General features: G+C 42.5%; 25 protein-coding genes. 10 read left to right on the top strand and 15 right to left on the bottom strand.

Going from position 1 to position 22,052, the window contains the following annotated elements:
• Window positions 1-87: 87 nt before the first annotated feature.
• The 3 genes from D2U88_RS16825 to D2U88_RS16815 form a co-directional block, all read right to left on the bottom strand.
• Window positions 88-558, bottom strand: a complete 471-nt coding sequence (locus D2U88_RS16825) for a hypothetical protein (RefSeq protein WP_119641677.1) — start codon at window positions 556-558, stop codon at window positions 88-90.
• A gap of 105 nt (window positions 559-663) precedes the next feature.
• Window positions 664-1,428 carry a TIGR02757 family protein gene (locus D2U88_RS16820; RefSeq protein WP_119641676.1) on the bottom strand — a complete coding sequence of 255 codons (765 nt, stop codon included), beginning with the start codon at window positions 1,426-1,428 and terminating at the stop codon, window positions 664-666.
• Window position 1,429: 1 nt separating this feature from the next.
• Window positions 1,430-2,098, bottom strand: coding sequence for an ABC transporter ATP-binding protein (locus D2U88_RS16815; RefSeq protein WP_119641675.1), 669 nt, complete (start codon window positions 2,096-2,098; stop codon window positions 1,430-1,432).
• Between the two features lie 158 nt (window positions 2,099-2,256).
• Between D2U88_RS16815 and msrA the strand changes: the two genes are divergently transcribed.
• From msrA to D2U88_RS16800, 3 genes are read left to right on the top strand one after another with little or no spacing between them, the layout of a single operon-like run.
• Window positions 2,257-2,820, top strand: a complete 564-nt coding sequence (msrA, locus tag D2U88_RS16810; protein ID WP_119641674.1) for a peptide-methionine (S)-S-oxide reductase MsrA — start codon at window positions 2,257-2,259, stop codon at window positions 2,818-2,820.
• Window positions 2,807-3,406 (top strand): GTP cyclohydrolase I FolE, encoded by a 600-nt coding sequence (gene folE / locus D2U88_RS16805; protein WP_119641673.1) that lies wholly within the window; start codon window positions 2,807-2,809, stop codon window positions 3,404-3,406. Before msrA ends, folE begins: the two co-directional genes overlap by 14 nt.
• Before the next feature lie 40 nt (window positions 3,407-3,446).
• Complete coding sequence (locus D2U88_RS16800) at window positions 3,447-3,734, top strand: hypothetical protein (protein WP_119641672.1); 288 nt, start codon at window positions 3,447-3,449, stop codon at window positions 3,732-3,734.
• A gap of 44 nt (window positions 3,735-3,778) precedes the next feature.
• Here D2U88_RS16800 and D2U88_RS16795 read toward each other — a convergent pair whose 3' ends face one another.
• The 9 genes from D2U88_RS16795 to D2U88_RS16755 form a co-directional block, all read right to left on the bottom strand.
• Complete coding sequence (locus tag D2U88_RS16795; protein ID WP_235855812.1) at window positions 3,779-6,025, bottom strand: TonB-dependent receptor; 2,247 nt, start codon at window positions 6,023-6,025, stop codon at window positions 3,779-3,781.
• A 25-nt stretch (window positions 6,026-6,050) separates the two neighbouring features.
• Window positions 6,051-6,404, bottom strand: coding sequence for a hypothetical protein (locus D2U88_RS16790; protein ID WP_119641671.1), 354 nt, complete (start codon window positions 6,402-6,404; stop codon window positions 6,051-6,053).
• Between the two features lie 54 nt (window positions 6,405-6,458).
• Window positions 6,459-6,974 (bottom strand): DUF6787 family protein, encoded by a 516-nt coding sequence (locus tag D2U88_RS16785; protein WP_119641670.1) that lies wholly within the window; start codon window positions 6,972-6,974, stop codon window positions 6,459-6,461.
• A gap of 30 nt (window positions 6,975-7,004) precedes the next feature.
• Entirely contained in the window at window positions 7,005-7,430 is a 426-nt protein-coding gene (locus D2U88_RS16780; protein ID WP_235855811.1) for a DUF6146 family protein, read from the bottom strand.
• Window positions 7,431-7,536: 106 nt separating this feature from the next.
• Entirely contained in the window at window positions 7,537-8,178 is a 642-nt protein-coding gene (locus tag D2U88_RS16775) for a DUF937 domain-containing protein (protein WP_119641668.1), read from the bottom strand.
• Between the two features lie 77 nt (window positions 8,179-8,255).
• Window positions 8,256-9,209, bottom strand: a complete 954-nt coding sequence (locus D2U88_RS16770; protein ID WP_119641667.1) for a D-2-hydroxyacid dehydrogenase — start codon at window positions 9,207-9,209, stop codon at window positions 8,256-8,258.
• Between the two features lie 27 nt (window positions 9,210-9,236).
• Window positions 9,237-9,575 carry a four helix bundle protein gene (locus D2U88_RS16765; protein ID WP_119641666.1) on the bottom strand — a complete coding sequence of 113 codons (339 nt, stop codon included), beginning with the start codon at window positions 9,573-9,575 and terminating at the stop codon, window positions 9,237-9,239.
• 31 nt (window positions 9,576-9,606) lie between these two features.
• Entirely contained in the window at window positions 9,607-10,671 is a 1,065-nt protein-coding gene (serC, locus tag D2U88_RS16760) for a 3-phosphoserine/phosphohydroxythreonine transaminase (RefSeq protein WP_119641665.1), read from the bottom strand.
• 71 nt (window positions 10,672-10,742) lie between these two features.
• Window positions 10,743-11,789, bottom strand: coding sequence for an acyl-CoA reductase (locus tag D2U88_RS16755; RefSeq protein ID WP_119641664.1), 1,047 nt, complete (start codon window positions 11,787-11,789; stop codon window positions 10,743-10,745).
• A gap of 85 nt (window positions 11,790-11,874) precedes the next feature.
• On the opposite strand from D2U88_RS16755, the gene D2U88_RS16750 reads away from it, so the two are divergent.
• The 7 genes from D2U88_RS16750 to D2U88_RS16725 all read left to right on the top strand — a co-directional run bounded on the left by D2U88_RS16750 (window position 11,875) and on the right by D2U88_RS16725 (window position 20,250).
• Window positions 11,875-12,228, top strand: coding sequence for a 4Fe-4S dicluster domain-containing protein (locus D2U88_RS16750; RefSeq protein ID WP_119641663.1), 354 nt, complete (start codon window positions 11,875-11,877; stop codon window positions 12,226-12,228).
• A gap of 53 nt (window positions 12,229-12,281) precedes the next feature.
• Window positions 12,282-12,410, top strand: a complete 129-nt coding sequence (locus D2U88_RS19800; RefSeq protein ID WP_262696608.1) for a hypothetical protein — start codon at window positions 12,282-12,284, stop codon at window positions 12,408-12,410.
• A 136-nt stretch (window positions 12,411-12,546) separates the two neighbouring features.
• Window positions 12,547-13,641, top strand: a complete 1,095-nt coding sequence (ychF, locus tag D2U88_RS16745; protein WP_119641662.1) for a redox-regulated ATPase YchF — start codon at window positions 12,547-12,549, stop codon at window positions 13,639-13,641.
• A gap of 67 nt (window positions 13,642-13,708) precedes the next feature.
• Window positions 13,709-14,611 (top strand): DMT family transporter, encoded by a 903-nt coding sequence (locus tag D2U88_RS16740; protein WP_119641661.1) that lies wholly within the window; start codon window positions 13,709-13,711, stop codon window positions 14,609-14,611.
• Between the two features lie 106 nt (window positions 14,612-14,717).
• A complete protein-coding gene (locus tag D2U88_RS16735) occupies window positions 14,718-16,577 on the top strand; it encodes a DNA topoisomerase IV subunit B (RefSeq protein WP_119641660.1) in 1,860 nt (619 codons plus the stop codon).
• A 24-nt stretch (window positions 16,578-16,601) separates the two neighbouring features.
• Complete coding sequence (locus D2U88_RS16730) at window positions 16,602-19,229, top strand: DNA gyrase/topoisomerase IV subunit A (protein WP_119641659.1); 2,628 nt, start codon at window positions 16,602-16,604, stop codon at window positions 19,227-19,229.
• 64 nt (window positions 19,230-19,293) lie between these two features.
• Window positions 19,294-20,250, top strand: coding sequence for a sterol desaturase family protein (locus D2U88_RS16725; protein WP_119641658.1), 957 nt, complete (start codon window positions 19,294-19,296; stop codon window positions 20,248-20,250).
• Window positions 20,251-20,254: 4 nt separating this feature from the next.
• On the opposite strand, the gene D2U88_RS16720 is transcribed toward D2U88_RS16725, so the two are convergent.
• From D2U88_RS16720 to D2U88_RS16710, 3 genes are read right to left on the bottom strand one after another with little or no spacing between them, the layout of a single operon-like run.
• Window positions 20,255-21,076, bottom strand: coding sequence for a TerC family protein (locus D2U88_RS16720; RefSeq protein WP_119641657.1), 822 nt, complete (start codon window positions 21,074-21,076; stop codon window positions 20,255-20,257).
• 2 nt (window positions 21,077-21,078) lie between these two features.
• Window positions 21,079-21,456 (bottom strand): DNA topoisomerase IV, encoded by a 378-nt coding sequence (locus D2U88_RS16715; RefSeq protein ID WP_119641870.1) that lies wholly within the window; start codon window positions 21,454-21,456, stop codon window positions 21,079-21,081.
• 32 nt (window positions 21,457-21,488) lie between these two features.
• Entirely contained in the window at window positions 21,489-21,893 is a 405-nt protein-coding gene (locus D2U88_RS16710; protein ID WP_313782457.1) for a helix-turn-helix transcriptional regulator, read from the bottom strand.
• Window positions 21,894-22,052 lie beyond the last annotated feature (159 nt).

Genomic DNA, 22,052 nt, shown 5'->3' with positions numbered 1-22,052 from the left:
GATTTGTGAGGTTTTTTAATGATTTTAGATCAATCGAATCCTAATTAAATAATTAAGCATTTAAGCCATCCTTCCTATAATAAACAACTAAATTCCACTGAAATTAGCTTTCTCAAATACAAGTCCGTTTAATTCTTGGCTGAACAAATATTCAACTTTCATTCCGCCAGAATTTACCAATTCCAAATTTCCTTTATTATAAATAGCTTGAAATGGAATAATATTAATAAAGAAAACCCCATTACGTATCCTTAACGATACAATTCTAATTAACATTATGTCACCACCCTTATCTTTAATTGTCTTAATTATCTCGTATTCATTGAGATATTTAATCTGAAAGTTTAAAATATTATCCGGAAGCTTATCAGTAAATAAATTTTCTTCTACATACAGAATTTGATTGTTTACTGAATTAGCATCAAATAGTTCACACATTTTTTTTAAAGAATGGAAATAAATATTTGTAGAATCTTTAGATTCAGTATTAAATGTTGACTGAGAAAATCCAATATTTATGCTAAAAGAGATTACGAAGACTAAAATGAATTTTTTCATAACTAAAAATTGATTATTCAATCATGTATTGTTTTTGTAGTCCCAATACATTCTTCTACAATATAGTTGATTTCCGTTTTCTTTTGAATGAAAAAAGGTTTTTAACTAAAACCGCTCAAACACCCCCAACCCAAATAAAGCAAAGTCATATTTCACGGGGTCTACGGGGTCTAATTTTCTAAGGTTTTTGTCCAGCTCGGCCAAGGCCTTGGCATCACTCTGTTTGCGCTTTAACAGTTTTAATTTACGGCCTACGTTACCTGTGTGCACATCCAACGGACAAGAAAGTTTACTGGGAGAAATGTTTTTCCATAAGCCAAAATCAACACCAGTGGAATTGTCACGTACCATCCACCGCAAAAACATATTGATACGCTTGGCCGCTGAACCTTTTAACGGATCGGAGACATGTTTGGTAGTACGGGTCTCATGGGGCAGTTCAAAGAAAATTTCCTTGAATTTGGAAATGGCCGGTTGCATGGAATCCTGTTCCTGGTAAGTAGTAAAAACACCCTCTAGGCCACCATGGTTGATATATAGGTTTTTCAGGCTGGTTACAAAGTAACCTAAGTCGATTCCATTAAAGGTGCGATGGACAAACGATGCCAATTTATCCAAGTCATTGGGGTTGTGGTCCATGACAAAATCATGGGGAGCATGGTCCATGAGGTCCATCAATTTAGAGGCATTGTTGATGATGCTTTTTCGGTTGCCCCATGCAATGGTAGAAGCCAAAAAAGCACTGATTTCGACATCCTCTTTTTTGGTAAAGCGATGGGGAATCTGCAGGGGGTCATCCTCTAAAAAACGGGGGTGGTTGTATTCCTCTACTTTTGCATCCAAAAACTCCTTTAACTCCGCTTTGGTCATGCTAGTTCTTGGCTACGATCAAACCATCTACCATGGTCAATTTACGGTCCGCCATATTGGCCAGTTCCAGGTTGTGGGTCACCAATACAAAGGTCTGGCCGAATTCGTCCCTGAGCTTGAAGAACAGTTTATGAAGGTTGTCCGCACTTTCGGAATCGAGGTTACCACTGGGTTCGTCCGCAAAAACCACGGCTGGACTGTTCATGAGGGATCGCGCCACGGCAACCCGTTGCTGTTCCCCACCCGAAAGCGCATTGGGTTTATGGTCATACCTATCTGCAAGTCCCAGAAAGTCTAAGAGTTCCTTCGCCCTTTTTTCGGCCTCGGATTTGGCCGTACCCCTAATGAAGGCAGGGATGCATACATTTTCCAAGGCTGTAAATTCAGGAAGCAATTGATGGAATTGGAAGATGAACCCGATATGTTCATTTCGGAATCGGGCCAAGCTTTTATCATTCAATTGGTTAATATCCGTATCATTGATGAACAAGGTACTTTCGCCTTTATTGGATGGGGTATCGAGGGTCCCAAGAATTTGCAACAAGGTGGTTTTTCCTGCACCGGAAGCGCCCACGATAGAAACGACTTCGCCTTTTTGGATTTCGAGATCAACCCCTTTCAAGACCTTTAGGTCTCCGTAACTTTTTTGAATGTTCGTGGCCTTAATCATAAAAATGGCTTCGTGTAATGAAAGTAATGAATCCTGTCAAAGCCACAAAGATGCAGGTTTTTAAATTAAGTTTCGGTCATTTGTGCGACTAATACCGAATGGAATTAGTTTAGGATTTAGAATGTGAAATCCTAAACTTTGTTTAACTTTGAATAATAATGGATAAACAAAATAATACTACATTGGAGACCGCCATCTTTGCTGGCGGTTGTTTTTGGTGTACCGAAGCGGTTTTTCAACGCTTGAAAGGGGTGGAATCCGTGGTGCCTGGGTATACAGGTGGCACCATTAAAAATCCTGCTTATCGTGAAATCTGTACGGGCAGGACCGGACATGCAGAGGCCATCAAGATTACGTTTGATCCTTCCCAAGTCTCGTATACCGAATTGCTGGAAGTATTTTTTGCCACGCATGACCCCACAACCCTTAACCGACAGGGGAACGATGTGGGCACCCAATATCGTAGTGAGATTTTCTGCACAAATCCTGAACAGAAGGAATTGGCGGAACAATTCATTGCCCTGTTGGAAAAAGAAGACATCTTTGCATCACCTATTGTTACGGCTATTTCTGAAGAAAAACCCTTTTATTTAGCAGAGGAGGAGCATCACAATTATTACAACGACCATCATCAACAACCGTATTGTCAGGTCATTATCGATCCAAAAATCAAAAAATTGAATACCTATTTTTCAAAAAAACTACAGCATGGCACCTTATAGAAATTTAGAGGAATACAACATCGAGATCACTAACGAGGTCAAGGATCATTTTGCCAAGATCGTGGGTGATATTGGGGAAGATGTGACCCGTGAAGGATTGGTCAAGACACCAGAGCGTGCCGCCAAAGCCATGTTGTTTCTTACCCAAGGTTATCAACAGGATGCTGAGGAAATTTTGAGGAGCGCCATGTTTGCCGAAAGTTATGACGATATGGTCATCATCAAAGACATAGAAATGTATTCGCTTTGCGAACACCATATGTTGCCTTTTTTTGGCAAGGCCCACATCGCCTACATTCCCAACGGACATATTGTGGGATTGAGCAAGATTCCGCGCATTGTGGATGTTTTTGCCCGTAGGTTACAGGTGCAGGAACGGTTGACACATGATATTTTGGAATGCATCAACAACACCTTGAAACCAAAAGGAGTTGCCGTGGTAATCGAAGCGGCCCACATGTGCATGATGATGCGCGGGGTACAGAAACAAAACTCTGTGACTACCACATCAGGTTTTAGGGGACAATTTGAAAAAATAGAGACCCGTAACGAGTTCCTGAAACTCATCAGTTCAGATTTATCCTAGTCGATTTCCACAATTCGGGGGGAATTCCTATTTTTCCTTTATGGGAGAAGAAAAAGACAAGAAGTACCGCAATCTCATTCTGGGATTGGTGTTTGATGGTATTGGGATGTTATCCTTTATCATTCCTGGTGTGGGTGAGTTTTCCGACGTAATCTGGGCTCCCATTGCCGGTTGGCTCATGACCCGTATGTACAAGGGCAGGGTAGGGCAGGCCGCTGGTTTGATCACCTTTACAGAAGAGTTGATTCCCGGTCTTGATATTATCCCTACGTTTACCTTGAAGTGGATCTACACCTATCTTTTGGCCAAAAAAAAGAACAACGACTGATGTTTCATCAATCGTTGCCCTTCTAATGATTCAGTTTAAAACTTTTACAGGGGAATACTCAAATTGAAAGCTACGTTGCGCCCAATGTTGGCAATTCCATCCGTTTTCAACCTAGATAGGTGCGAGATATAGTTTTTGTCGAATAGGTTGTTACCACTGATCTTGTATCCAATTTTGTGGTCAAAGATCTTGATATCTCCCCCAACACCAACATTGAACAAATTGTAACGCGGGGTCTTGGTCTCGAATACGGCCACTTTGTTCTGGTCAAAAAAAGTTTGAAGCGTTACGAATGCATAGCATCGGTATTGGGTGTCCTTTTTGTTCCATTCCACCCTGAAGGTATTGGTCCATTTATTAGCTGGCATCAAAGGTAGGTTGGTGTCATTTTCCAATTGACCGTAGACAATGTCATAACTGCTTTCCAGATGCAACCAATCTATAGGGTGTGGGTGAATGTGGAATCCAAATTCACCACCATACAAAGTAGCATTCTGTTGTTGAAAGATGTAGATGGGGTCCGTATCCCTAAACTCGCCTGTAGGCTGAAGGTAGATGTAATCGCTCACGCCATTGTAGAACCCATTGATGTAGGCTTCCACGTGTTTGTTCCCGTATTCAAGGGCGAGGTCTATCTGAAAATTCCGCTCACTCTTAAGATCGGGATTTCCTATTTCCACGCGGTTGGCCCCGCTATGTAGCCCATTGGAGGTCAATTCCGCCAAGTTGGGTGCTCTAAACCCAGATGCGAGGTTCAAACGGGCCAAAATATTATCGGTAACATCTACACGGTACCCCACAGCAGCATTAAAGCTGTTGAAATTACGGTCAATGGCAGCAATATAGGTTTCTTCACCTTGTACACCGCTTTCATCACCCTTTATGGCACGGACATCATACCGGAGTCCCCATTGAAAATCACTTTTAGTGAAATGGATGTGAGATGTGGCCAAAACCCCAAAATCATTGGTGGTAGCGTTTGGAATCAACACTTCTTCCCCAAAGTTTTCATTCTTTTGGCTCATTCCCTGGATTCCGAAAATAGTGGTTGTTTTGCCCCATTGCGGATTGTAGTGGATGTTGTAGTTGAAGGTACTCAACTCCATATGCAAGGAAGGTCCCTCTCCATGTTCCTCTTCCTCACCTTCTTCTTCATGATCATGCTCTTCCTCAAACTCTTTTCTGTCGTTAAAAATATAGCCAAAAGTAGCTTCAAGGCTTGATTTCTTGAAAAAGAAATTGTTCTTGGAACTCAGGATATGGGTGAAAATTTCCTGATAGGGTAACAATGGATCGCGATCATTGTTCTGTACACCTATCTCTTCTGGAATACCGAGCTTTGATAGATTGTAGTTATATCGCAGCTCCGTTTTGAATTTGGCGGCTTGATAGGCAAAACCTGTCTTGATATCCGATTCCTTGAACCTGGAATTGGTGACACTGGTGCCGTCCCCGGTTTCGTAGTCCGCATTGGAGGCAATGGCACCCCTTACCAAAAACTTGAATTTCTCGCCTGACGTCTTGAAACCAGCGTTGGTTCCATAGCCCAAGGTATTGGTAAAATAGTTCAGGTTTACATCCCCGGAAGTCTTACCTGCTAGTTCAAAATTTTCCGGATTTAAATAGAGGACGCCTCCCAAGGCGTCGGAGCCATATAGCAATGACGCGGGGCCTTTGATGACCTCGATACTGGAAATCCCGGCATCATTCAATCCAAGACCATGCTCACCACCAAATTGTTGGTTTTCCAAACGGACGCCTTGCGTGTATACCAAAACCCTATTGAAGCTCAATCCACGTATCACAGGCTTCCCAATACCTACACCGGTAGATACGGAGGATACCCCTGGTATCCGGGTGATGCCATCCGCTAAGGTCATGGCTCCTTCACTTTTAAGCTCGGCGATTGACTTTTGTTCTACTTTCATTACGTTTTCCCTTTCCAGTTTATGGAAGGGTGTGGAAAGGACCACTTCATCCATTTCTATGGCCGAGGGAACCATTTGATAATCGAACACATTATTTCCTGTCCCGATTTCAAAAGAAATGGAATAGGTTTCATATCCCAAGTAAGAAACCACCAATTTGTAATTGCCTTCCGGAAGGTTTTTTAGGGTGTAATTTCCATTCTCATCCGTAATGGTACCGTTTTGCAATTGTGGAAAGTAAATGGAAACCTGCTCTAGTGGAGCGCCACTATCAGAATCCGTGATGGTCCCCGTGAGGGTATTTTGTGAAAATATATATAGGGGGGACAATGCCCATAGCATTGCCAGATAAAATTGTTTCATTGTAAAAATTAAAAGGTTTGTAAATCTAGACGGCAGTAGATGTTACAACCCTTGGAGGACCTCGTAAGGCATGGTATTGTGCCTTGAAGGGTTTAAAGACAAAATGATAGGCCGTTTCATTGTGAACAATTTCCGGAATGTCTACCGGTACATAGGTAAAAGAAGAATTGAAGAATACCTTGGAGGCCAGGGTAAAATCATGAAAATCACAATGAAAGTTTGCACTGTGGATATGATTGGTCCCCTGTGCGAGACATTTTTGCTCTTGGGAATGCCCATATATGGCATGTGCCAACTTGACAACAGACGGCGTAAGAATCCCCAATGCAAGAACAAGGGAGAGATATGAGATCGCGCGTTTGTGGAGTTTGAAGGCCATTTCCAACAAATTTAAAGAAGACCTTTGCTCTTTCTGTGTTAATAAAACCTTAAACTATGGGGCAAGAAAGCCCAATCCCATGCGTTTGAGCATTTTTTTTTCAAAATTCCAGAAGAATTGGAACTGTCCAAAAAGCCATCCTATGGAAATCAATAAGACTTGATACAAGGGAAAAATGATAAGAATCCTGATGGTCCAATAAAGAACGTGATGTATGGTGCCCTTGCCCAGTCCGATCCATTCCACTAAGGGACCTGCCATTTTACCGGCCAAACTGCCCGTTATGGCAAAAACAATAAAAATGGTGATCATTTCCCATTTGTAGGTCACCTTCCATTTATTTTCCAACTTTTTAAAACACCATAAAAAGAGCCGGACCAACAAAAAGTATAAAAGCAAGGTCATACCAATGGTGAAAATCCATTCAAAATAGGTGTTGTTGAGCCCAAAAAGGTGTAATAACCTTCTAGCGATCATATAGGCGGCAAGCATGGTAAGCGTTACGCCAAGAACAGGAAAAATTAATTGCCAATTCTTCTGGATTTCCCAACGCTGTCTTATTCTTTGCATTGCCTTTGGTTGTCATGCAAAAATACGACATTAAATCCTTGGAATAAAGGGTCCCAAGCGTTGGTGATACTTTCTTTGAAAGTATATGAAATAATTGTAGAGTTTGTAGTTGACCTCATACCCATAATCGATATTGGGATCGTAGTTGATCTGCATTTCATATAGGTTTGGATTATACAAGTTGGGTTGCATTACCCTTTGGTTCCAATTCATGACCAAAATGGCGTTGCGGTTTTCAAGAAAACTTTGCGAATAATAACCTTCAGGCCTGGCAATGCTCAACAACCATGTGTTGAAGCCCGGTTCAATAATGATGATCTCATACTCTGTTTTTTCATCTTTGATTTCCACAGGTTCTTCTTCTTTGGAATCAAAAAGGGCCTGTTCCTCGCTGGAAATATCCAACGCTTGCTTTTGGGTAGTACAGGAGACGAGCATTAACAAAACAATCGTCATTAACGAATAATGTATCTTTATCTTTTTCTTTTTCATAATCTTAAGGTACAAAAAAAGCCGTTTGAAATTTCAAACGGCTTTGTTAAATAACGTTAAGTCGGTGTTTCTATTTGCCAAACAATCCGCCGAGGATTCCTCCCAGGCCACTTTTCTTTTGGCCCCCTCCGTTCAATACCATTCCGGCAAGATCGTCCATAATACTGCCATCACCATCGGAATCCAAAAAAGTTTCAATGAGGGATTGCTGTTTGGCCGCAGTTTTGTTACCGCCCATCAATCCACCTAAAAGTCCGTTGAGTCCATCAGGGCTGCTCACATTCTGTTGTCGTGTCTGCTTGCCCAAATATCCCAATAGGATAGGGGCGGCTATCTGTAAAATCTGGGCAATGGTACCTGCATCCATCCCCGATTTACTACTTAGGGCATTCTCGACCTGTGGCTGTTTTGATCCTAAAATATGACCTAAAATCCCGGCTCCGTCATCCATGGCGCTTTGGTCTACACCTCCACCAAAGAAACCTCCCAGATTATCCAAAATGCTTCCATCGTGTTTGGAACTGAGCGCGTTCATCAATCCTTGGGCACCACCTGGTGTGGAAGTGTTCTTTTTCATGGCTCCCATCAAAAGTGGCATGGCCATGCTCAAAACATCGGCAGTTTTGCTCTCGGATTGGCCTGTTTGTCCTGCGACCCCACTGACCAATTGTTTGCCCATGGGGCTATTCAGTAAATCCAATAATCCTGACATTTCGTTCGTGTTAAGGTTAGAAGAACAATGTACAAAAAAGTAGTCTTTACCATCCTCTTTTGGCCCTCAAAAACAAATTAATTTAGCAATTTGATAACCTGCTGGGCCAATTCCATTCCAATACGCTGCTGTGCTTCGATGGTCGATGCCCCGATGTGGGGTGTAAGGGATATTTTGGGGTTCATCAATATTTGGATTTCTGGATGGGGTTCCGATTCGTAAACATCCAATCCTGCAAAGGCAAGGTGATCATTATCCAAGGCTTCCACCAATGCCACTTCGTCCAAAATGCCACCACGGGAGGTATTGATGATTCCAGAACCCGGCTTCATCATTTCCAATTCTTTTTTGCCGATGACATAATCCTCTTGTGCGGGAACATGTAGGCTAACGAAATCGGATTGCTTCAACACACTTTTCAGATCTTGGGCCTCCAAAGAAAAAGACACGGATTGACCATCAAAAAAAGAAACCTCCAGATTAGCTTTATTGACATGATGATCGGTATAGATTACTTTCATCCCCAAAGCCAAGGCCATCTTGGCTGTTGCCTGTCCAATTCTTCCGAAACCAACAATACCCAATGTTTTTCCACGTAGTTCCAACCCACCTGCATAGCTTTTCTTGAGTGATTTGAAATGGCTCTCGCCTTCCAGTGGCATATTTCTATTGGAGTCTGGGAGGAAACGGACCGCACCGAACAAATGGGCAAAGACCAGTTCGGCAACGGATTCGGAAGAAGCCTCTGGGGTATTGATGATATGGATTCCCTTGGACTCAGCATGTTTCACATCGATATTGTCCATGCCAACACCGCCGCGACCGATCAATTTAAGGGGGGGGCAAGCATCAATGATTTCCTTGTTGACCTTGGTGGCACTGCGGACCAAAAGTCCGTTGATTTTATTTTCATTGATAAAGTTTGCCAACTGTTCTTGGGCAACATGTGTAAGGTTGACCTCAAATCCAGCTTTTTCAAGCAAAGCGATTCCTTCTTTTGCCAACCCGTCGTTGGCTAATATGACCTTCATTAATTTATAAGTTTTAAATTTTGAATGCTAAATGGTTTCTTGACTGGTCTTCACGATTTTGGTCAATATTTTAATGATCTGGTCGATTTCATCCAAATAAGATTCTGTTCCAATCTTTGTCAATTTACTTTCTTTGATCAATCTGAGCCAATAACGCGTTTCCCTTGCCTCTTTGGAAGCAATCGCCATTTTTGCGATGAAATCCCTTTTGGATTGACCTGCACCAGCTTCCACAAGATTGGCTCCAATACTGGTTGATGAACGAAGCAATTGATCAGCAAAGACAAACTCTTTATTTTCCTTCAAATCTTTAACCAATTTGATGATACTAAGAGAAAATTTAAAGGTCTTGTCCTCAATCAACACTTAAAACTTAGAATTGAACATTTAAAAAAACTTATCCTTTCTTTTCCAATTCACTCATGATATCGACCAAAACCCCAACACTTTCAATGGGAAGTGCATTGTACATGGAAGCCCTGTAACCACCAACGGATCTATGCCCGTTGATACCGCTGATGCCCGCTTCCTTACACATATTGTCAAATATATCCTTGAGTCCATCATCAGTAATATTGAACGTGGCATTCATCATGGAACGGTCTTCTTTGGCCGCAAAACCCGAGAATACAGGGTTCAGTTCAATTTCGGAATAGATCAAGTTGGCTTTCCGCTCGTTGATTTCCTCAATGGCTGGAATACCTCCCAAATCCTTCAACCACTGCATCGTAAGCATGGAAACATAGACCGCAAACACAGGGGGAGTATTGAACATACTATCCTTGCTTACATGCACGGCATAATCCAACATGGATGGGATTTTTCGGGATACCTTACCCAATACATCTTCCTTGACTACTACAAGAGTGGTTCCGGCAGGTCCCATATTCTTTTGGGCCCCGGCGTAGATCAGGTCAAATTTTGAGAAATCGAGCTGACGGGAAAAGATGTCGGAACTCATATCACAAACCAGGGGAACGTCCGTTTCAGGAAATTCTTTGATCTGTGTTCCATAGATGGTGTTGTTCGAGGTCAGGTGAAGGTAGTCCAAGTCGCTCGGCACCTTGTATCCCTTTGGGATATGGTCGAAATTATCTTCTTGGGATGAGGCCACTTCAACAATTTCACCGAATAAGCGAGCTTCCTTGATGGCTTTTTGACTCCAGGTACCCGTATTCACGTATCCTGCTTTTTTCTCCAAAAGATTATAGGCGGCCATTAAAAACTGCATGCTCGCACCACCCTGAAGAAAAATGGCCTGATAGCCTTTTCCTTCCAACCCCATCAATTCCAGTGCCAAGGAACGGGCCTTTTCAATGATGGCTACAAATTCCTTGCTACGGTGGGATATTTCGATTAGGGAAAGTCCGATTCCATCGAGGTCCATTACGGCCTCGGAAGCCTTTAACAAGACCTCTTTGGGCAAAATGCTGGGTCCTGCACTAAAATTGTGTTTTTTCATTTCCTTGGTTTACGGGATAAAGGTCTTAAAAATTCTTGGATCTGAAAATGGTTCTCAGGGTTCGATTTTTCTTAAAGTTGAAGCAGAAATTCCATAGTATCGACACCATCCGCATAATCGTCAAGTTGGGGTTTTTGTGTTTGGCCAAAACCAACATGTCCATCCCTATTTTGATTGGAAACCACACATTGGATTTGATCATTCAACGCTTCCAATTCCTTTTGAAGATTTTCTTCCGAACTATAATAGGAATAGAACAACACTGAAATTGGCGAGGAGAGGGACGACTCTTCTTTCAAGACCAGAAACTCATTGTCCAAAATCTTGAAATCGCTCATTAAGTATACCGCTTTGTTATAATCGTAATTGTTGGCGTACTTGTGCTGGTGGATGATATCCCCATAATTGAACATGGCCTTAAAGAAAGGTTCAAAATCATATCCTTCAGGAATATAGATTTTGGAAACATTGCGGCAACCCAATCCATAATACCTAAAAATATCTTCACCCAAGGCCACCAATTCTTCTTGGGTTTCTTTGCCTGTCAGGATAGCTGCCGAATTCCGGTTCTTTCGGATGATATGTGGTTTTTGGCCAAAATAATATTCGAAGTAACGTCCTGTATTATTGCTTCCAGTGGCAATGACAGCATCGAAGCCTTCCATTTTTCCATCCACGAAAGTGATGTACTCCTTTAATGACGGATATTGTTCGTCCAAAAATTTCACCAAATGCGGCAACAATCTTTTGTCATTGGAAGAAAGCTTGGCCAAAACCTTGTGTCCGGAAAAGATAACGCAGAGAAAATCATGAAAGCCTACCAAAGGTATATTCCCGGCCATGATGATGCCAATGGTTTTTGGATAATCCACAGTGCCCAGATCATATCCAGACAACCAATCTTCAAGATTTTCTTTGGTGAGCAAATGTCCCCATTCCCTTAAAGCGTGCAAAATATTCTCTTGGGTAAACCATCCGTTTTCCTGTTGTGCCCGAGCCACTATTTCCTTGAATTCAAGGTCAATGGAATCATCGTTTGCATAACATTTTTCGCAAAAATCCGTTAGGTATTTTCCAAGTTCGACAAAAGCTCCAATTCTTTGGTTATACGGTGTCATTAAATTTGTACACTAAATTACTAGGGTTTATTTTTGTCAAAAGTAAGCATGCTGAAAAGAATCAGCCCAAAAGGAAAAGAAAATTATGGCCATAATTATAACAGATGAATGCATAAACTGTGGTGCTTGCGAGCCAGAATGCCCCAATACCGCAATTTATGAAGGTGCAGATGAGTGGAGATACAGCGATGGGACATCGTTGACCGGAGATGTGGTTTTGCCAAGCGGCAAGGCCGTGAATGCGGATGATGTGCAGGATCCCGTAAGTGATGAAATCTATTATATCGTTCCAGATAAATGTACCGAGTGCAAAGGTTTTCATGAAGAACCCCAATGTGCCGCGGTTTGCCCGGTGGATTGTTGTGTCCCCGATGAGGACCATGTGGAAAGCGAAGATGTATTGTTGGGCAAGCAGCGTTTTATGCATCCCAACAACTAATCAATAAAATATCTTGTAATTTAGCCCGGACTTTAAATGGTTCGGGTTTTTTTATGGAAGAAAAGGAAAAAGAGTACAAAGGCATTTGGATGCAGGTGGGATGCATCCTCTCTTTGGTGGCCATTTTAGGAATCATAGCCCTGTTTATCATGGGCATCTACCTTTTGATTGGGAAATATTGATCCCTCAACCAAAACTTCAACTTATATTTGCAGCCTTAAATCAATGAACAGTCATCAATAATCAATGAATACAATAGTATTTCTGTGTTCTGAGATTTAATCCGAGTTCTAAAATATAACATCTATTATCTAGTCAATGAAAGCCGGTATTGTAGGATTGCCCAACGTAGGAAAATCAACTTTGTTCAATTGCCTTTCCAATGCAAAAGCACAAAGTGCCAACTTCCCTTTTTGTACCATTGAACCCAACATTGGTGTGGTGAACGTGCCCGACCAGCGATTGGAAAAATTGGAAGAGTTGGTAAATCCAGAGCGCGTGGTTCCTGCAACAGTAGAAATTGTGGATATTGCCGGATTGGTAAAAGGAGCTAGCAAGGGTGAAGGTTTGGGCAACCAGTTTTTGGGAAATATCCGTGAAACCGATGCCATTCTGCACGTTTTGAGGTGTTTTGACAATGACAATATTGTGCACGTGGATGGTTCCGTAAACCCAATTCGAGATAAGGAAACCATCGATATGGAACTCCAGTTGAAGGATTTGGAAAGTGTGGACAAAAAACTGGAAAAAGTTAAAAGAGCAGCCAAAACTGGAAACAAGGAAGCCCAAAAGGAAGAAGCCGTGCTCAATGCCGTTAAGCAAGGTTTGGAGTCCGGAACTTCGGTTCGCGCTATTCAGATCAGCGAGGAAGACCGTGCCGAATATGTAAGACCCATGCAACTGATCACCGATAAACCTGTGATGTACGTATGCAACGTGGACGAAGGTTCAGCCACAACGGGCAATGCTTATGTTGAAAAGGTAAAAGAAGCCGTAGCCAATGAAAATGCTGAGGTCATCTTTTTGGCCGTGGGTACCGAGGCAGACATCACTGAATTGGAAACCTATGAAGAGCGTCAAATGTTCTTGGAAGATTTGGGCCTTACTGAACCGGGTTCAGCTAAACTGATTCGCGGGGCTTACAAATTATTGGATCTAGAAACCTATTTTACTGCAGGGGTTAAAGAGGTTCGTGCTTGGACCATTCCCGTTGGGGCAACCGCTCCCCAGGCTGCAGGGGTGATCCATACCGACTTTGAAAAGGGATTTATCCGAGCAGAGGTGATTTCTTATGACGATTACATTAAATATGGCAGCGAATCCAAGGTAAAGGAAGCTGGCCGTATGCGTGTAGAAGGCAAGGAATATATCGTGAAAGACGGTGATATCATGCACTTTAGGTTTAATGTGTAAACACTGACCGTTGTAATTCTACCAGATTTTCTCCTTTTAATTTTTAGTTCAAGTTTAGTTTTGATGTATGTCGAACAAAAGCTTGGGAATCTTTTATGGTATTGTGGGGGTGATTCTATTTTCCTCCAAGGCGGTCATGGTCAAACTGGCCTATGAATACTATGTGGACACCTTGGATCTTCTTTTGTTCCGAATGCTTTTTTCGCTTCCGTTTTATCTTTTCATTCTCTTTTTGATTAGAAAGAAAAAACCATCAATCCAAATCAACCTAAAGGATTATGCATGGTTGTTCCTTTTCGGGTTTGTGGGCTACTATCTGGCCAGCTATTTCGATTTTTTGGGATTGAACTACATCAAGGCAGGTCTGGAACGGATCATTCTTTTTGTGTACCCCACCATTGTGGTTTTTCTGTCCTGGTTTTTCTTCAAACAAAGAATAACCAAAGTGCAATCTGTGGCCATTATCATCACTTACATTGGAGTGGTTATCACCTTTTGGAGCGAATTGGATATCACAGGCAATGGAGTATTGTGGGGTGGTTTTTTGGTGTTGTTGAGTGCCATTACCTATGCTTCATATTTGGTGGGTAGCGGCTGGTTGATTCCTAAATTCGGGATGTTGCGATTTACGTGTTATGCCATGATTGTTTCTACAACCTGTATCATGGTACATTACCTCATTGCCGGGAGCTGGCAGCTTTGGGAATATCCGCCGCCTGTTTATCTATATGGGTTCGCCATGGCCATTTTGGCCACTTTGATCCCATCTTTTCTGGTTTCGGCATCCATAGAACGATTAGGCGCTTCCAATTTTTCGATATTGGGGAGCTTGGGTCCAGTTTCCACAATTCTGTTGGCTTTTGTATTTTTGAATGAAAGATTGACATACTGGCAATTACTAGGAATGATGGTGGTGATTTTTGGGGTCACCTACCTCTCCATACAGCGAAAAAAGAGGGCTAAGGCGTGATGTATATTAACAATTGTACACTTTCATTGTTGATTACTTTCTTTGTCCGGCACTGTTATTTTTGCCCCTAAATTTTATATTAGCAAGGATTAACCCTTATAGATTAATGGCAGAAACCCAGTATACAGAGGATAATATTCGTTCCCTGGATTGGAAGGAGCATATTCGCATGCGTCCTGGAATGTACATTGGTAAATTAGGAGATGGCTCGTCCGCCGATGACGGTATCTACATACTGCTCAAGGAAGTCATCGATAACTGTATCGATGAATTTGTCATGGGTGCAGGCAAGACTATCGAAATTACCATAAAGGACAACATGGTGCATGTGCGCGACTACGGCCGAGGCATTCCATTGGGCAAGGTGGTCGATGTGGTTTCCAAGATGAACACCGGGGGTAAGTACGATACCCGTGCTTTCAAGAAATCGGTAGGGTTGAACGGTGTTGGTACCAAGGCCGTCAATGCCCTGTCCACTTTTTTTAAGGTGGAATCGAACAGGGATGGGCAATCCAAGTCGGCTGAGTTCAATATAGGAAACCTCGTCAACGAAGAACTTTTGGAAGAATCTTCAAGAAGAAGGGGGACCAAAATTAGTTTCACCCCGGACGATACCATATTCAAAAACTATAAATACCGAAATGAGTATGTGGAACGCATGCTCAAAAATTACGTCTACCTCAATCCCGGACTTACCATTATGTTCAATGGGGAGAAGTATCAGTCCGAAAACGGTTTGAAGGATCTGTTGGAAGACAACAACAATGAGGACGATTTTCTCTACCCGATCATCCACCTAAAAGGAGAGGACATTGAGGTGGCCATGACCCATAGTAAAACCCAGTACAGCGAAGAATACCATTCCTTTGTGAACGGGCAGCATACCACACAGGGAGGAACACACCAAGCTGCTTTTAGGGAGGCAGTGGTCAAGACCATCCGCGATTTTTACGGAAAAAACTACGATGCTTCCGATATACGGAAGTCCATTATTTCGGCCATATCCATTAAAGTGATGGAGCCTGTTTTTGAGAGTCAGACCAAAACCAAATTGGGTTCCACCGATATGGGTGGTAACCTGCCAACGGTACGCACCTATATCAACGATTTTTTAGGCACCTATTTGGATAACTATTTGCACAAAAATCCTCAGACCGCTGAGGCGTTGCAACGCAAAATTGTTCAGGCGGAACGAGAGCGCAAGGAACTGTCCGGTATTCGAAAACTGGCAAGGGAACGGGCCAAAAAGGCAAGCCTCCACAATAAAAAATTACGTGACTGCCGTATACATCTGCAGGACATGAAAAGTGACCGCAGGCTGGATAGCACCCTATTCATTACGGAGGGGGATTCCGCTTCCGGATCCATCACCAAATCCAGGGATGTGAACACCCAAGCCGTGTTCAGTCTTCGTGGAAAACCGTTGAACTCCTACGGAATGTCTAAAAAGATTGTATATGAGAACGAGGAGTTCAACCTGTTACAAGCGGCATTGAACATTGAGGAATCCATGGAAGATTTGCGCTACAACAATATCGTGATTGCCACGGATGCCGATGTTGACGGTATGCACATTCGTTTGCTGTTGATTACATTTTTCCTGCAGTTCTTCCCAGAGCTGATCAAGGAAAATCACCTTTACATTCTTCAAACTCCATTGTTCAGGGTGCGCAATAAAAAGGAAACCATTTATTGCTATAGTGAAGAGGAAAAACGTCAGGCCATTGAAAAACTGACAGGCAAACCGGAAATTACCCGATTCAAGGGATTGGGAGAAATTTCTCCGGACGAGTTTCAACATTTTATTGGAGACGATATACGCTTGGAACCTGTAATGCTGGACAAAGCGATGAGTATCGACAACCTGTTACAGTTTTACATGGGGAAAAATACGCCGGACAGACAGGAATTTATCATAAACAACCTTAAAGTCGAACTAGATCTAGTTGAGGAAAATCAACTGTGAACCAACTAAATGCTGCCCTTCTAAATGGAAGAGAACGAAGAACTGAATGATGAAGGTTTAGAAAACCATGAAGAGCCCCAAGATAGCCTGGTCAAGGTAACGGGGATGTACAAAGATTGGTTTTTGGATTATGCTTCCTACGTAATTTTGGAGCGAGCCGTACCTGCCATTGAAGACGGGTTTAAACCTGTGCAGCGTAGGATCATGCACGCGCTAAAGGAATTGGACGATGGACGTTACAACAAAGTGGCCAATGTAGTAGGGCACACCATGCAATACCACCCCCACGGAGATGCCAGTATTGCGGACGCCATGGTCCAAATTGGTCAAAAAGACCTTCTTATTGACACCCAAGGAAACTGGGGGAACATCCTGACCGGGGACGGTGCCGCGGCACCCCGATATATTGAGGCCAGACTTTCCAAGTTTGCACTGGAAGTGGTGTACAGTCCAAAAATCACCGAATGGCAACTTTCTTACGACGGTAGAAAAAAGGAACCCATCAATCTTCCGGTGAAATTTCCATTGTTATTGGCGCAGGGTGCCGAAGGGATTGCGGTTGGGCTTTCGACAAAAATATTACCGCACAATTTTGTGGAATTGATCGATGCCTCCATCAAGCATTTGAAAGGACAACGTTTTACGTTATATCCTGATTTCCCTACGGCTGGCATTATTGATGTGACCAATTATAACGATGGTTTGCGTGGCGGCAAGGTTCGGGTAAGGGCCAAAATCTCCACTTTGGACAAGAACACCTTGGTCATCACCGAAATACCCTACGGAACCAACACTTCTTCTTTAATCGATTCCATTCTCAAAGCCAATGAGAAAGGCAAGATCAAGATCAAGAAGATAGAGGACAATACCGCAGCTGAAGTGGAAATCCTGGTACACTTGCCCCCGGGCATTTCTCCGGACAAGACCATTGATGCCTTGTATGCTTTCACAGCTTGCGAATCCTCCATTTCTCCTTTGGGATGCATCATCGAGGATAACAAGCCTAATTTTATTGGAGTTAAAGAAATGCTTCAACGTTCCACGGACAATACTGTTGATCTACTGAAAGCTGAGTTGGAAATCCAACTTGACGAATTGGAGGAACAGTGGCACTTCGCTTCCTTGGAACGCATCTTTATTGAGAACAGGATCTATCGAGATATTGAGGAAGAAGAAACTTGGGAAGGGGTAATCGCTGCCATCGACAAGGGATTGAAGCCGCATACCCAACATTTGAAACGCGCTGTAACCGAAGAGGATATTGTTCGCTTGACCGAAATCCGAATCAAGCGTATTTCCAAATTCGATTTGGAAAAGGCCCAGCAATTTATTGAAGGCCTGGAAGAAAAGATTGCGCAGACCAAACACCATTTGGAGCATTTGGTGGAATATGCTATCGATTATTTCAAGGAGCTGAAGAAAAAATACGCAGCGGGAAGGGAACGCAAATCCGAAATCAAGATTTTCGATGATATTGAGGCCACCAAAGTGGTCATCCGCAACACAAAACTGTACGTCAATAGAGAGGAAGGTTTTATTGGCACCTCCCTAAAACGTGACGAGTATGTGACGGATTGTAGTGACATTGATGATATCATTGTTTTTACCCAAAAAGGCGAAATGATGGTCACCAAAGTCGACTCCAAAGTGTTTGTGGACAAGAACATCATCCATGTGGCCGTTTTCAAGAAAAAGGACAAACGCACCATCTATAATATGATCTACAAGGATGGCAAAGGAGGTCCAAGCTATGTGAAACGATTTAATGTGACCAGCATCACCCGTGACAAAATGTATCAATTGGCCGGAGAGAAAGCCTCTTCGGACGTATTGTATTTTTCGGCCAATCCCAATGGGGAAGCCGAAGTGGTAACGGTTATGCTTCGTCAGTCGGGCAGCATTAAAAAATTGAAATGGGACCTGGATTTTGCCGACGTGCTCATCAAGGGAAGGGCATCCAAAGGCAACCTTGTCACCAAATATCCGGTAAAGCGTATTGAACTCAAAGAAAAAGGCGTTTCCACCCTTAAACCCAGGAAAATTTGGTTCGATGATGTGGTTGGCCGCTTGAATGTGGATGGAAGAGGGGAGTTGCTCGGGGAATTCAAGGGGGACGATCTGTTACTGGTCATTGACCAAAAAGGCATTGTAAAGACGATTGTGCCCGATTTGCTCGCAAGGTTCAACGACGATATGATCGTTCTGGAAAAATGGAATCCGAACAAGCCGATTTCTGTAGTGCACTATGACGGTGAAAAAGACCGATATTTCCTTAAACGCTTTTTGGTGGAAAACCCCAACAAGGAGGAAGTGGTTATTTCCGAAAGTCCAAAATCCCATTTAGAACTCGTTTCCACAGATTGGAGACCCATGATTGAACTAGAATTTGTAAAACCACGCGGAAAGGACGCCAAACCCAATCAACAAGTCAATGTAGAAGAATTTATTGCGGTTAAGGGCATAAAGGCTTTGGGCAATCAACTGACGGCGGAAAAAATCAAGAACATCAATGTCTTGGACTCTTTACCCTATGAAGAGCCCGAAGAGACTAAAACTGAGGACATTGAGGTAGTAGATGAAGAAAGTATAGATGACGATGATACTGATATAGGGACAAAAGATGAAGGTTCCGATCAAACTTCTTTGTTTTGAGTCTTTTTCTGCCTATATTCTCGCCCAAGAGACACACCTAAACAAGATTGCTTAATACATCTATATGGATTTCACCAACCCGCTGGTCTACGGCGTACCAGTTTTTATTGCCTTTATCTTAGTAGAATTAACCTATAGTAAAACCCATGGGGACGACCACCTCTATAATTGGAAGGATTTGGCCGCCAGTGGTTTTATGGGGATTGGTTCGGCCATTTTGGGCCCATTGTTCAAAGTGGCATTCGCCATTGTACTATTTGAAGGTGTTTACGAACTTTGCAACCCCATGGTTGATGGGGTGCGCACCAATTTCTTGGGTTTCGAATCCTTTAGTTATGCTTGGTATGTTTGGATTCTGTGCCAATTGGCAGATGACTTTACCTATTACTGGTTCCATCGTGCCAATCATGAAATCCGCATTCTATGGGCAGCGCATATCGTTCACCATTCCTCCGACAATTATAATCTTGGGACCGCAGTAAGGAACGGTTGGTTTACCATTCTATACAAACCCTTTTTCTATGCATGGATGCCTGCCATTGGATTTCCACCAGAAATGGTGGTGGTGTGCCTGGGCATTGAAGCCCTTTGGCAATTTCAGCTGCATTCAGTGTATATCCCAAAATTGGGCTTTTTGGAAAAGTTCATGAACACCCACACCATGCACCAAGTGCACCACGCCCAAAACGTGGAATACTTGGATAAAAACCATGGAGGATTCTTGAACATTTTTGACAAAGTGTTCGGTACCTGGAAAGAACTTGATGATGATATCGATGTGAAATACGGTGTTATCCATTCCCCCGATTCCTATAATCCAGTGGTTATCTTGACTCACGAATTCAAGGATATCTGGAATGATGTGAAGAAGGTAAAGAAGTTCTCACACAAATTAATGTACATTTTTGGCCCACCGGGATGGAGCCATGATGGCAGTACCCTTACCGTAAAACAACAGCAACGACTTTGCGAAGAGCACAAAGAAACCAACCCGACACTGGCTTATCACAGGCCGAATTGAGTTGTTAATGTTCTTCAATAATTTCCTGACCTTCATTTGGTTGTGGATTTTTCCTAATCCTTAGATTTAAGAATTCCACCATCAGGGAGAAGGCTATGGCAAAATAAAGATACCCTTTTGGTATGGCACCTACCTCGTTGCCAAACACTACCAAATGGGAAAGGTGTGCGGACTCGGCGATCAGCATGAACCCAATCAATATCAAAAAGGACAACCCTAATACTTGAATGGAAGGATGGCGGTTGACAAACTCTCCAACGGGGTTGGCGAACAACATCATGATGACAACGGAAATTACAACAGCCGTAATCATTAAAATCAGAGCATCCGTTGGGTTTGGAGATATTCCATTGGTCATGCCAATGGCCGTCAGAATGGAATCAAAAGAGAACACAATATTGATCACGGTTATCTGAACAATGGCATTCATCAACGAAGAGGACCTAGATTTTTCAACTTCCCTCTCGTCATGACCACGATCTTCAATCTTCTCATGGATCTCCTTAGTACTCTTGTAAAGCAAGAACAATCCTCCGCCGAACAATATTACGGCCTGCCAGCTAATACCCCCGGTAACCCAAGATTCATTCAACACCAGAAAAGGCTTCTTCATTTTGGTGAGCCAGGTGATTCCAAACAACAGCAGGATTCGCATGACCATGGCCAAGACCAAACCGATATTGGTGGCCTTTCTTCTGTTTTTCTTTTCCAACTTGCCCGCAGCAATGGAAATGAAGATAATGTTGTCTATACCCAATACAATCTCCAAAAAAGTAAGGGTAAGCAGTGCCATCCAGGCATCGGGGCTAGAAAAGATATCAAACATGGTCAGTGTATTTTGTGTGCGGTTCCTTTAAATTTTCGTTTGTCGCCAATGGCGTTGTATTCAAAAGTATATGAAGAATCGGTCGTGGTCAATATTTTAATATGGATGGATTTTTCCTCGGCCATATTTTTAGGGTTCAAATTCTTGAGCACATATTCACAATCGTTGATCCATCGGATACTGGATGAATCCTTTTTTCCTTCAAATTCATCCACTTCCATTTTCAAAGTACGGTAAAAAACGGTCTTCTTTTCTTCTCCGTTAATGGTTGTGGTAAATGAGAATTTACCCGTTTTAAAATCACTGCAGTTTCGTTGGGGAGGTTGTTTACAGGCCATGAACAGCACAAAAAAGCTCCCATAAAGAAGATATTTTACCATGACAACAAAATAACGGAAAGTACTTGAAAGGGTCAATCATTTTTTGGATGGAATGATTCAAAAGTTCCGTCAGGATAGAATATCACGATTTTGAAGGGCTCCTTCTTCATTTCAATATTCCTTGTGACAGGCGATGGCAGTTCAGTTTGAATGGGCTGCGCGGGCTCGGTATCCACATCAAGATGTTTTGACGGACCAAGGGCAGGAGCATCGGGATCAGAAGGGAAATTTCCTTCCCCCTTTAAAAGCCAATATAGATTTACATCAGGGAAAGCATGTACCAATTTCATTACAAAATCCAAGCTGGGTTTATTCCTGCCGCTTAGTAGGTGGGAGATGCTGGAACGTTGCACACCAATCCTATCAGCAAAGGCCGATACGGTCAGGTTATGATAATCGATAACAGCCTGTATCCTAGAAACAATCTCTTCGTTCACAATTGTAAATTATAATATTTCAAAGTTAGTGCAAGTTATGGGAAATGCGACAAAATAACATCATTAAGCTTGATGATGTTTAAATTTTTAATTCAATACATATGAATTAATTCACTCATATGTAGTATGTTGTATAATAATTACTTTGTGCCTGTTACA

The organism is Flagellimonas aequoris, assembly GCF_003584165.1.
GTDB lineage: Bacteria > Bacteroidota > Bacteroidia > Flavobacteriales > Flavobacteriaceae > Flagellimonas > Flagellimonas aequoris.
The sequence above is the reverse complement of the archived record's forward strand: the minus strand, read 5'-3'. Positions and strand labels throughout refer to the sequence as shown.